The sequence below is a fragment of the Agrobacterium sp. NPDC090283 genome, assembly GCF_044769685.1.
In the GTDB taxonomy this organism is placed as follows: Bacteria; Pseudomonadota; Alphaproteobacteria; order Rhizobiales; family Rhizobiaceae; genus Agrobacterium.
Map to the genome: position 1 here is coordinate 190561 of NZ_JBIVYG010000007.1, position 11078 is coordinate 201638.

Consider the following 11078-nt stretch of genomic DNA (forward strand, 5'->3'; position numbering starts at 1 on the left):
CGCCAGCGCGCTTTCGGCTCAGATCGGGTAATGCAGCGGCCCGTCCTGCAGCGTGACCCAGCGCAACTCGGTGAATTCCGCAATGCCCGCCGTGCCACCAAAACGGCCGTAGCCGGAGGCCTTGACGCCGCCGAAAGGCATCTGCGCCTCATCGTGAACAGTCGGGCCATTGATGTGGCAAATGCCGCTTTCTATGCGGGCGGCAATGGCAAGCGCCCTTGCCTGATCCCTGCCGAAAATCGCAGCGGAAAGACCGAACTCGGTTTCGTTGGCGATGCTCACCGCCTCATCGATGCTGCCGGCCCGGATGATGGAGACGACGGGACCGAAGCTTTCCTCCGCATAAAGCCGCATGGCCGGCGTGACGCCATCGACGGCGATCGCATCCACCATCGTGCCATTGCCGCCGCCGCCCGCGACCAGCCGCGCTCCCTTGGAGACGGCGTCATCCACCAGCGCCCGGATGCGTGATGTCGCTTCGGCGCTGACCAGCGAGCCGAGCGGTGTTTTGCCCTCACGCGGATCGCCGGCCGTGAGGCTCGAAGCCTTTTTGGCGAAGGCCTCGACGAATGTATCTGCAACGCTGTCGAGCACGATGATGCGCTCCGTCGACATGCAGATCTGGCCCTGGTTCATATAGGCGCCAAAAGCGGCCGCCGCGACAGCCGCATCGATATCGGCATCGTCAAGCACGATGAACGGCGCCTTGCCGCCAAGCTCCAGCAAAGCGGGTTTCAGATAACGGCCGGCCGTTTCGGCAATCACCCGGCCGACGCGGGTCGAGCCGGTGAAGTTCACGCGTCTGACGGCAGGGTGCGCGATCAGCGTATCGACGATCTTTGCCGCATCTTCCGGCGCATTGGAGACGGCGTTGAGCACGCCCTTGGGCAGACCGGCGGAAGCGATCGCCTCGATGATCAGCGCATGGGTGCGCGGGCACAGTTCCGAGGTCTTCATGACAACCGTATTGCCGCAGGCAAGTGGCGTGGCGATGGAGCGCACGCCGAGAATAACAGGCGCATTCCACGGCGCCATGGACAGCACAACACCTGCCGGCTGGCGCAATGCCATCGCCATGGTTCCCGGACGGTTGGAGGGAATGATCTCGCCCTTGATCTGAGTGGTCAGGCTTGCCGCCTCCACCAGCATGTCGCTCGCCAGTTTGACGTTGAACCCGGCCCAGGCATCGGTCGCGCCAATTTCTTCCTTCATCGCCTGGGTAATGTCAGGCCCGGCGGCGAGGAGCGCCTGCGCGGCAGCCAGGAGCAGGCGGCGGCGTTCACCGGGCGGGGTTGCCGACCAGACGGGAAAGGCCGCGGCCGCGGCATCGGCCGCACGGGTGGCGTCCTCCACCGTTGCTGCCGCAGCACTCGTCGCCACATCGCCGGTGATGGGGTTGCTGCGTTCGAAACGCTTGCCGCTCGCGGCGGGGCAATGATCGCCGCCGATGAAAAGATTGACAGTCTGCATGGTCTTTCTCCTGAGTTCAGACAATGGCGGCGGTGGTGCCGCCGAGAAACGCCCGTTGCACGGCGGGATCGGCGGACAGGGCCTCAGCCGTGCCTGCCCCGACAATCCGCCCTGCTTCCAGCAAATAACCGCGATCGGCAAGCGCAAGGCTTTCGCGCACATTCTGCTCCACAAGCAGAATGGAAAGGCCGCTCTTTTTTATCTCCGCCAGGGCGGCGAACAATTCCTGCGTGACGATGGGCGCAAGGCCAAGGCTCGGCTCGTCCAGCAGCAGATAATCCGGCACCGACATCAAAGCCCGCCCGATGGCGACCATCTGCTGTTCGCCGCCGGACATGGTGCCGGCAAGCTGCTGCCGCCGCTCCGCAAGACGCGGAAACAGTACGAAAATATGCTCTCGTGTCGCCTTTTCCGCTGAACGGGCATGGCGAGGATTGGCCCCGAGACGGAGATTGTCCTCCACCGTCAGCGCCGCGAAAATTCCGCGCCCCTCCGGCACCAGCGCCACGCCCCGCTCCACGATCTGATGGGCGGCAACAGAGGCAAGCGACGAACCGTTGACGCGCACGCCTCCGGAGGCCGGAGCCACCATGCCGCCGACCGCTTTCAGCAGCGACGACTTGCCGGCGCCATTGGCGCCGAGCAGCACCACCGTTTCGCCCTTGGCGACATTGAGCGATATGCCGTCAACCGCGAGATGTTTGCCGTAACGGATTGTCAGTGCATCTATTTCAAGCATGTGCCGCTCCCAGATAGGCGGAAATGACCTGCGGATCATCGAGCACCACGGCCGTCGGCCCGTCGGCGATCTTGCGACCCGCCGCCATGACCACGGAGCGCGGGCAGAGCGCGCGCACGGCGGCCATGATATGTTCCACCAGCAGGATCGTCGTTCCCTCGGATGCCAGCCGCCGGATCAGCGCGATCCCCTCCTGCAGTTCCGTGGGGTTGAGGCCTGCAAGCCATTCGTCGAGAAGCAGAAGCTTCGGTTCGCCCGCCAGCGCACGCGCCAGTTCAAGCCGTTTCTGGTCGATATAGGTGAGATCGCCGGCCGGCATGGTTTCCCGCCCGGCAAGACCTATTCTTTCGAGGCAGGCCCGTGCGACCTTCTCCGCATCGGGACGCGAAAGCCGCTTCGGCCCGAACATGGCCGATACGGCAACGTTTTCAAGCAGGGAAAGCGACGGCAAAAGCCGCACGAGCTGGAAGGTGCGCGCCACGCCGGCGCGCGCAATCACATCCGGCCGCCGGCCGGCAATCTCCTGCCCTTTGAGCCTTATCGATCCTTCCGTCGGCTTCAGCGCCCCGGAGATCAGGTTCATCAGCGTCGTCTTGCCGGAGCCGTTCGGCCCGAGCAGCCCGACGACTTCGCCGGCCTTAATGGTGAGGCCAAGGCCATCCACCGCCTTCAACCCGCCGAAGGTCTTGCGGATATCGGTGATTTCGAGAACGGCGCTCATGCGGCTTTCTCCTTTTTGCGCAGCTTCTCCAGCGCCGCCAGCACGCCATCCGGCAGAACAAAAACGATGAGGATGAAGAGAGCGCCGAGAATGATGGAAAAATGATTGGGGAAGTTGGCGCCCAGCCACTCGAACAGCAGGAACAGCGGCACGGCACCGAGAATGGGTCCCCAGCGGCGCGTGGCTCCGCCAAGCAGGGCCATGATGACGGTGAGGAACGATACCTGCGGATTAAAGACGATGGCCGGCTCGATATAGACCCAGCGCGGGGCTTGAATGGCACCGACCAGCGTGATGATCGTGGCAGATAGCACGAAGAGCGTCAGCTTGGTGCGGGCAAGATTAATGCCCGCATGGGCGGCCACGACCTCGTCGTCACCGATTGCCTTCAGCGCCAGTCCGAGCTTGCTGCGGTCGATCAGGATCGCCAGCAGGAGGGTGATGACAGCCAGCGCCAGCAATTGCCAGAGCACATGCTGCGGCTCCAGCGGCAGGAAGATATAGCGCCCGAGCGTGCCGGTCACGTTCACCTCGTACCAGGTGATGAGCTGGCGGATGAGCTCGGCAAGGCCAAAGGAAAAGATCACGAAATAAATGCCGGCGACGCGCAGTGTGGAAAGCCCGACGACAAGCGCCAGCGCCGCGCCGACAAGGGCCGCGCACAGGAGCACGACCGGCCATGGCAGAACCTCGCTCAGCACCGCGACCGTATAGGCCCCGACACCGAAGAAGGCGACGGTGGCGAGCGAAATATAGCGGGTCGGACCGGAAAACATCGCCCAGGCGGATGCGAGCGTCGCATAACCCAGCAGGCCGATGATGACGCCGACGCCATAGGCATCGAAAAAGAAAGGGGAAAGCGCCAGCAGCGCAGCTGCGGCAAGGCCGATGAGAAGCGGGATCATTTGCCCCTCCTTGCGAAGATGCCTTCCGGACGCCAGAGCAGCACCACGAGGAAAAGCAGATAGGTGGCGGCAAGTGTGAGGCCGGGATCGACATAAACGAGCACGAAGGTTTCCACGAGGCCGAGCAGCAGGCCGGCCACCAGCGCGCCAAGCAGATTGCCGACACCGCCCATGATGACGACAACAAGCGCCTTCATGGTGAAGACCACGCCATAGGAGGCGGAAAAGGTCTGGTACATCGAAATCATCACCCCACCGGCCACGGCGAGTGCGCCGCCAAGGGCAAAGCCGATCGAAGCCACACGGTTCACATCAATGCCAACCAGCGGCGCGGATTTGGGCGCAAGCGCCACCGCCCGCAGGTTGAGACCCCAGCGGCTGTGGGTGAGCGCCAGATAAAGCCCGCCACCGATCGCGACCGACAGGCCGAAGGACAAGAGCCGGTTCAGCGCCACGGTCGTGCCGAAGATGTCGACACCTTCGGCAAGGTAGGAATAGGAATGGTAGTTGCCGCCAAACGCCACGAGCATGATGCCCTGGATAACGAAGAGCAGCCCGAAGGTCGCCAGAATGGAATCGACTTCCAGACGGCCGGAGCCGCCCGAACGGCGCACCAGCGGCCGCATCATGACCCGATAGATCGCGAAAGACAGGCCGTAACCGAGCGGCACGATGATGAATAGCGACCAGAGCGGCGACAGGCCATAGCTCGAAAACAGCACGAAGGCGATGAAGGCAGCCGCAATCAGCACTTCGCCATAAGCAAGGTTCATGATGCGGGCGATGCCATATTGCAGCGAAAGTCCAAGCGCGATCAGCGCATAGGTCCCTCCCAGCATCAAGCCGAAGATGAGGGTGGATAAAAACAAGGAAGTGTCTCCAGTCTGGAACATGGCGCAAGCCTGCCGGCCGGGGTTCACCGCCCCGGCCGGCAAAGGCTCACCATTGCGGCTTCGGAATGACCGGCTTTGCCACGCCTAAACGGTCCGCCGGCGCAATCGCCACAAAGCGGTCACCCTGCCATTGCCCCGCCCACCAGAGCTGCCGAAGCTGGTTGTCTTCAAGCTTGACCGGGCCGATGACGGTGTCGAAGCTTCCCGTCGAAAGTTCATTTGCCACCGCCGCCTTGTCGAGGCCGACACGCTGGATGGACTGGGCCAGCATTTCGAGGCTCGCATAGGTGATGGCGCTTGCCCAGCTGTCCGGCTTGGCGCCGATAAAGGCCTCGTGGCGCTTGAAATAACCCTCGATCCTGTCGCTGCTGCCATCAACGCCGCCGATGCTGATCACGCCCTCCTGCTTGCCATCGGAGACCTTCGGGAAGATCGGGAAAGCACCGCCGACGCCGACATAAAGAACCTTCGGGTTAAACCGGGCCGTCTGCGCCTGTTTCGTCACCGCAAAACTGTCGGGTGGATAGGAAAACGCGATAAAGCTGTCGGCACCGCTCGCCGCCGCCTCGTTCACCAGTGCTGCGAAATCCGAAGTTCCGACCGGATAGGTCTTGTCGTAGGCGAGTGTGAAACCCGCTTCCTTCAGCGCCGGTCGCGCAGCCTTGATGAGATCGATGCCGAAACCGTCAGCCACGGAAATCACCGCGACCTTGTCGTTGATCTGGCCGGCCTCGCGTGCGGCTTTCAAAACGTCGGCCAGTGCATTGGCATAATCATGGCCGCCGCCCAGCATCCAGAAGCTCTTTTTCCAGCGCGCGGCAAATTCGGGCGCCTTGTCGGTCACGCCTGTGACCGCTAGCTGCGGATAACCGAAGCGCTCATAAAGCGGTGCGACGGCCAGATTGAAGCCGGTGCCCCATGGCGGCAGAATGAAATCGACCTTGTCCTGGCTGGCCAGACGCTCGGTGAACCGCACCGCATCCTCGGCCGAGGAACGGTCGTCATATTCCACCACTTCCACCGGCAGGCGCTTGCCATCCGGTAAAGTGAGGCCGCCGGCATCGTTGACCTCCTTCACCCATAATTTGTAGTTTGGAATGGTGGTGATGCCAGCACCTGTGGCATTGGCGCCGCTTTTTGAAACGGCATAACCGATCTTCACCGAGGTACGGTCCTGCGCATGGGCAAAACCGAAAGATACCGCCGACAGGGCAGCACCGGAGAGCAGGCAGAACAGCGTTCTGCGCTTCAGACTATTCATGATGTTCCTCCCAAAGCGCCTTATCGGGGTTGCCGTTCTCCTCAAGGCTTTCCCCTGCGCTGATCAAAGTTTAGCAATGACAGTCGCATATAAAATGCACTAGTGTAGCGCATTATTGTACTTTTGGAGGCATAGTGCCGCTGCAAAGCCAGATTGCCGGCAATCGCGTGGAGATCACGGCACGCACCCTCGCCTCGACGCTGCGGGTATCCGAATTCCGGCTGGAATCGGACAGCGCCCATCTGCTTCTCCTTTCCTCTGGGGAAGCCGAGATCATACAGGGCGAAAAGACACTGCCTGTCCCGGCACCGGGGCTCGTCTGGCTACCGATCGGCCCCGCCGGCCGCCTGCGGCTGACTGCCGGAAGCCGTGGATCGCTGCTGAAGACGAGCGAAATCGGGCTTGCCCATGCGATGCCCACCGGCACGAGCGCGAGCGCCGTGCGCAACATATTGCAGCGTGTTCTGACGCAGTTGCCGGCGGAAAAGGACCGGCAGGAGCTGGCGGGTTATCTGGAGACCATCGCCAGCGAAAATGTCCGCGCGACAACGGGTTCGGAGACGATCATCGCCAGCCTGCTCTCCGTCACCCTCATCCGCATCTGCCAGCACGCCATGGCCGATATTGCCGCCGCCATCTCCACCCCCGGCAGCCTTACCGAGCGGTTCGTCCTGCTGGTGAGCCAGCACAAGCGCGACCAATGGGGCGTGGACGATTATGCAAGACATCTGAGCGTCAGCCGCGAACGGCTGGGATTTGCGGTGCGCAAGGCAACGGGGCTTTCGCCGCAGGCCTATATTCACCGGGAACTGCTGTCCGAGGCGCGCGACCTTCTTCTCAACTCATCGCTGCAAGTTGCTGAAATCGCGTTTCGATTGGGGTTTCAGGATCCCGGCTACTTCAATCGCTTCTTCACCCGCAACGAGGGCACATCTCCGGGACGATTCAGGAGAGCGGCAACGCGGATGCAGACCGTGCCGCCGCCATCCTATGCGGCCTGGCCTTGATCCTCTCCGCCCGCAATCCTTGACGCTATTTTACGCCACCACCACCCGGTGCCGCCCGATCGGCAGCATCATCGGCTTGCCGGAGGTCGGGTCTTCGATGACGCGGCTTTCGATGCCGAAGACGTGGCGGACATTGTCTTCCGTCAGCACCTCTTCCGGCGTGCCGAAGACATGCAGCTTTCCGTCCCGCATGGCGACGAGATGATCGGCATATCGGGCTGCGAGATTGAGATCGTGCAGCACCATGACGATGGTGGTCTCACGGGCGTGGTTGAGGTCGGTCAGAAGGTCCAGCACTTCGACCTGATGACTGATATCGAGGAAGGTGGTCGGTTCGTCCAGCAGCAATATATCGGTCTGCTGGGCGAGCGCCATGGCGATCCAGACGCGTTGCCGCTGGCCGCCGGAAAGTTCATCCACCGGCCGCTCGGCCAGTTCCACCGTATCGGTGGCGGTAAGGGCCGCGGCGACGGCCTCATCGTCCTGCCGCGACCAGCGGGCGAACAGGCCGTGATGCGGGTGCCGGCCCCGGCTGACGAGATCGGCAACCACGATGCCCTCCGGCGCGATCGGCGATTGCGGCAGAAGGCCCATGCGCCGTGCGAGCTCGCGCGAGGCAAGACGATGGATCGATTTCCCATCGAGCAGAACCTGACCGGCGCGCGGCGTGATGAGCCGCGACATGCTGCGCAGCAGGGTGGACTTGCCGCAGGCATTGGCGCCGACGATGACGGTGATCTTCCCGCGCGGAACGATGAGATCCAGCCCTTCGATGATCATGTTTTCGCCGTAGCCGGCGGACAGGCCGCTTACGGAAAGGGAGTGGCCGGTCATAACGAGCCTCCGCTGCGGTTGACCCGCACGATCAGGTAAATCAGATAGGGCGCCCCGAGTGCGCCCGTGACGACGCCGACCGGATAACGGCCCGGCAACAGGAACTGGCCGCAATAATCCCCCACCAGCACGAGCGCCGCGCCGACCAGCGCTGCAGGAACGAGCAGCGAGCCGTTGCTGCCGACGATGCGCGCCGCAATCGGTCCGGAGAGAAAAGCAACAAACGCGACGGGCCCGGACACCGCCGTTGCAAAGGCGATCATGCCGACGGCGGCGATGATGACGAGGATGCGGGTTCGCCCGACCGATACACCGAGCGCCGAGGCGGCATCGTCGCCCAGTCTCAAGGCTTCGAGATCACGTGCGCGGCTGATGAGCAGGCCACCGAAGAGGATAAGCGCGAGAAGGAGCGGCAGCAGCTGGGCCATCTTCGCGCCGTTGACGCTGCCGGTCAGCCAGCGCATCGCCTCCTGCAGCGTCCAGGCCGGCGCGACGGAGAGAATATAGGCGATGAAGCTCTCCAGCATGGCCGACACACCGATGCCGACGAGGATCAGCCGCGTGCCCGCCACGCCGTTGCGGAAAGACAGGAGATAGACGACGAGCGCAACGCCAAGACCGGCGGTGACGGCGAAGACCGAGACCAGCGGCCCGTTCATCTGCAGGACAACGATGGCGAAAACGGCTGCCGCGCTCGCCCCGGAGCTGATGCCGATAATATCGGGGCTGGCGAGCGGGTTGCGCAGCATAATCTGGAACGCGACGCCGCCGAGCCCGAAGCTCAGACCTGCGAGAACCGAGAGCACGGCGCGCGGCAGCCGCAGCTGCCCGACGGTGAAAGAGATGCCGGCGATATCCTCTCCCAGCAGAACACGAATGACGTCGCCGGGCGGCGTGAAGGATTGTCCGAGCATCAGCGTTGTTGAAAAGGCAGCGATCAGAAGCACCGACAGGCTGGCGATGACAAGCCGACGCCGGCGCTTTCGGGCATGCCGATTGAAAACGAGATTCTTAATAGTGGCAACGTGCATGGTCACAATTCGCGCACCCTCTGACGTCTGACGATCCAGATGAAGAAGGGCGCACCGACAAGCGCGGTGACGATGCCGACATCGAGTTCGGAAGGCCGCGCCACAATGCGCCCGACAATATCGGCCGAGATCAGCAGGCACGCCCCGCCCAGCGCCGAAAAAGGCAGCAGCCAGCGATTGTCCACGCCGACAAGCAGGCGGCAAAGATGCGGTACCACAAGCCCGACAAAACCGATCGGCCCGCAAATGGCGGTAGCCGCTCCGCAGAGAAGAATGGCGCCAAAGGAAGCCACGGCTCGAGCCACCGCGACATTTTCACCAAGCCCGGCCGCAAGCTCGTCTCCGAGCGCCAGAGAATTCAGCTTGCGCGCCGAAAGCAGGCTGATGATGAAACCGGCGGCGAGAAATGGCAGCACTGTCTCGATGCGCTCGAAGGTCGCTCCGCCGACGCCGCCGATCTGCCAGGAGCGGATGCCGCCGGCAATATCGCTGCGGGGCAGGACGACGGCGATGACGAGCGAGGAGAAGGCGACGGAGGTGGCAGCGCCCGCAAGAGCGAGTTTCAGCGGGGTCGCCCCACCCCGCCCCAGCGAGCCGACGACATAAACGAAAACCGCAGACGCCCCCGCCCCGGCAATCGCGGCCATGATGAAAGCCTGAGCCGAGGCGATGCCGAACCAGACGATGCCGATGACGACGGCAAGCGATGCCCCCATATTGACACCGAGAATGCCGGGATCAGCAAGCGGGTTGCGGGTGACACCCTGCATGATGGCCCCGGCCAGCCCGAGTGCGGCGCCGGAAAGCAGGGCGAGCAGCGTGCGCGGCAGGCGCACGGCAACCGCCGCCTCGGCAACCGTCTCGACGCGGCCGCTGAGCCCGCCCAGAATATCGGCAAGAGTAACGTCACGCGTGCCGATGGCGACGGAGAGCGCACAGAGCAGCGCGAGAAGCGCCAGCACCGCGAACGCCCAGGCGGTTCGCGCACGGCTGGAGCGGCCGGCGAGCAGCATCGTCCTTGCTTTGCCGGGTCCGGAAATCGTCACTGCGATTTCCCGGAGGACTTGCCGGCGGCCTTTGCAAGAAGATCGGCATAGTCTTTCAATACCCACGAAATCGATAGCGGCGTGGGGTTTGAAGCGGTGCCGAGCGGATCGCGGCCCAGCATGACGACGGCATCGTTGGAAACGGCCGGCATGCGCGCCAGAAGCGGATCGGCGCGCATGGCCTTAAGAAGCGGCTCGCTGCCATAGGTCACGACGATATCGACATCGTCGAAGGCATCGACACGCTCGGCGCTGACGCCGGCCGCAAACTGCCCCGGCTTCGTCGCTTCCATGACGCTTTTTGGAGAGGAGAGACCGAGATCGGCGAAGAACTTCACCCGGGTGTCATTGGCCGTATAAAAATTGACGACGCTGAGATTGGTGGCGTCGAGATGGGTGACGAACATCGCCGACTTGCCCTTCAGCTGCGGGTGACCGGCGACCACCTGCGCGATTTCGCCCTCGATGCGTTTGATGAGCGCCTCACCTTGGGCCGCCATGCCAAGGCCGGCGCTGTTCAGCCGGATCGTCTCGCGCCAATCCGTCGCCCAGGGGGACACGGGATAGGCGACGACAGGTGCGATCTGGCTCAGCGTATCGTAATCGGACTGGCTGAGGCCCGAATAGGCGGCAAGGATGACATCCGGCTGCGTCGCCGCCACGGCCTCGAAATCGATACCGTCGCCCTCGTCGAACAGCACCGGCTTTGCCGCATTGAGCTCGGTAAGCCGCTTCGCCACCCACGGCAGCAGGCCGTCGCCATCGTCATCGCCGAAATTGGCCGCCGCAAAACCGACGGGCACGATGCCGAGCGCCAGCGGCACCTCATGGTTCGCCCAGGCGACAGTCGCGACCCGCTGCGGTTTCTTCGCAATCGTGGTGGTGCCGAACGCATGTTTGATGACGATGGGATAGCTGGTCGTCTCGTCCGCGGCGGCAAAATCAGGCGCGATCATCGACAGGAAAAGCATGAATGCCGGAATGAGGCAGCGGAACGGGCGAAGCATTGGTGAGCTCTCATAAGTTCAAAAGTGGACTTGAACTCTCAGCTTCAATTGCCCCCGTCAAGCCCAGGCAGGAAATGCCGCTGCAACAGCGGTGAAATTTCCGGGGTTTTGTACAAAACCGCAGAAAGTTACAATACCGGACAAAGTTTCTCAAGTTATTGGGC

11 protein-coding genes are annotated in these 11078 nt (G+C 63.1%); 1 reads left to right on the forward strand and 10 read right to left on the reverse strand.

Annotated features, from left to right (window positions below):
• Positions 1 to 18 precede the first annotated feature (18 nt).
• The 6 genes from ACIQUH_RS12955 to ACIQUH_RS12980 form a co-directional block, all read right to left on the reverse strand.
• Positions 19 to 1470 carry an aldehyde dehydrogenase gene (locus ACIQUH_RS12955; protein WP_400815549.1) on the reverse strand — a complete coding sequence of 484 codons (1452 nt, stop codon included), beginning with the start codon at positions 1468 to 1470 and terminating at the stop codon, positions 19 to 21.
• 16 nt (positions 1471 to 1486) lie between these two features.
• Complete coding sequence (locus ACIQUH_RS12960; RefSeq protein ID WP_400815551.1) at positions 1487 to 2209, reverse strand: ABC transporter ATP-binding protein; 723 nt, start codon at positions 2207 to 2209, stop codon at positions 1487 to 1489.
• Positions 2202 to 2930, reverse strand: coding sequence for an ABC transporter ATP-binding protein (locus tag ACIQUH_RS12965; RefSeq protein WP_400815553.1), 729 nt, complete (start codon positions 2928 to 2930; stop codon positions 2202 to 2204). The genes ACIQUH_RS12960 and ACIQUH_RS12965 overlap by 8 nt, the downstream gene beginning before the upstream one ends.
• A complete protein-coding gene (locus ACIQUH_RS12970) occupies positions 2927 to 3835 on the reverse strand; it encodes a branched-chain amino acid ABC transporter permease (protein WP_065116883.1) in 909 nt (302 codons plus the stop codon). Before ACIQUH_RS12970 ends, ACIQUH_RS12965 begins: the two co-directional genes overlap by 4 nt.
• Positions 3832 to 4704: a branched-chain amino acid ABC transporter permease gene (locus tag ACIQUH_RS12975; RefSeq protein ID WP_400815555.1), complete on the reverse strand. Its 873-nt coding sequence runs from the start codon at positions 4702 to 4704 to the stop codon at positions 3832 to 3834. The genes ACIQUH_RS12970 and ACIQUH_RS12975 overlap by 4 nt, the downstream gene beginning before the upstream one ends.
• Before the next feature lie 70 nt (positions 4705 to 4774).
• Positions 4775 to 5989, reverse strand: coding sequence for an amino acid ABC transporter substrate-binding protein (locus ACIQUH_RS12980; protein WP_400815557.1), 1215 nt, complete (start codon positions 5987 to 5989; stop codon positions 4775 to 4777).
• Between the two features lie 134 nt (positions 5990 to 6123).
• Between ACIQUH_RS12980 and ACIQUH_RS12985 the strand changes: the two genes are divergently transcribed.
• Positions 6124 to 6996: a helix-turn-helix transcriptional regulator gene (locus tag ACIQUH_RS12985; RefSeq protein WP_400815559.1), complete on the forward strand. Its 873-nt coding sequence runs from the start codon at positions 6124 to 6126 to the stop codon at positions 6994 to 6996.
• Between the two features lie 30 nt (positions 6997 to 7026).
• Here ACIQUH_RS12985 and ACIQUH_RS12990 read toward each other — a convergent pair whose 3' ends face one another.
• From ACIQUH_RS12990 to ACIQUH_RS13005, 4 genes are read right to left on the reverse strand one after another with little or no spacing between them, the layout of a single operon-like run.
• Positions 7027 to 7830, reverse strand: coding sequence for an ABC transporter ATP-binding protein (locus ACIQUH_RS12990; protein ID WP_400815561.1), 804 nt, complete (start codon positions 7828 to 7830; stop codon positions 7027 to 7029).
• Positions 7827 to 8861, reverse strand: coding sequence for a FecCD family ABC transporter permease (locus tag ACIQUH_RS12995; protein ID WP_400815689.1), 1035 nt, complete (start codon positions 8859 to 8861; stop codon positions 7827 to 7829). The genes ACIQUH_RS12990 and ACIQUH_RS12995 overlap by 4 nt, the downstream gene beginning before the upstream one ends.
• A gap of 2 nt (positions 8862 to 8863) precedes the next feature.
• Positions 8864 to 9907: a FecCD family ABC transporter permease gene (locus ACIQUH_RS13000; RefSeq protein ID WP_400815564.1), complete on the reverse strand. Its 1044-nt coding sequence runs from the start codon at positions 9905 to 9907 to the stop codon at positions 8864 to 8866.
• Complete coding sequence (locus tag ACIQUH_RS13005) at positions 9904 to 10914, reverse strand: iron-siderophore ABC transporter substrate-binding protein (RefSeq protein ID WP_400815567.1); 1011 nt, start codon at positions 10912 to 10914, stop codon at positions 9904 to 9906. Before ACIQUH_RS13005 ends, ACIQUH_RS13000 begins: the two co-directional genes overlap by 4 nt.
• Between the last annotated feature and the right edge of the window lie 164 nt (positions 10915 to 11078).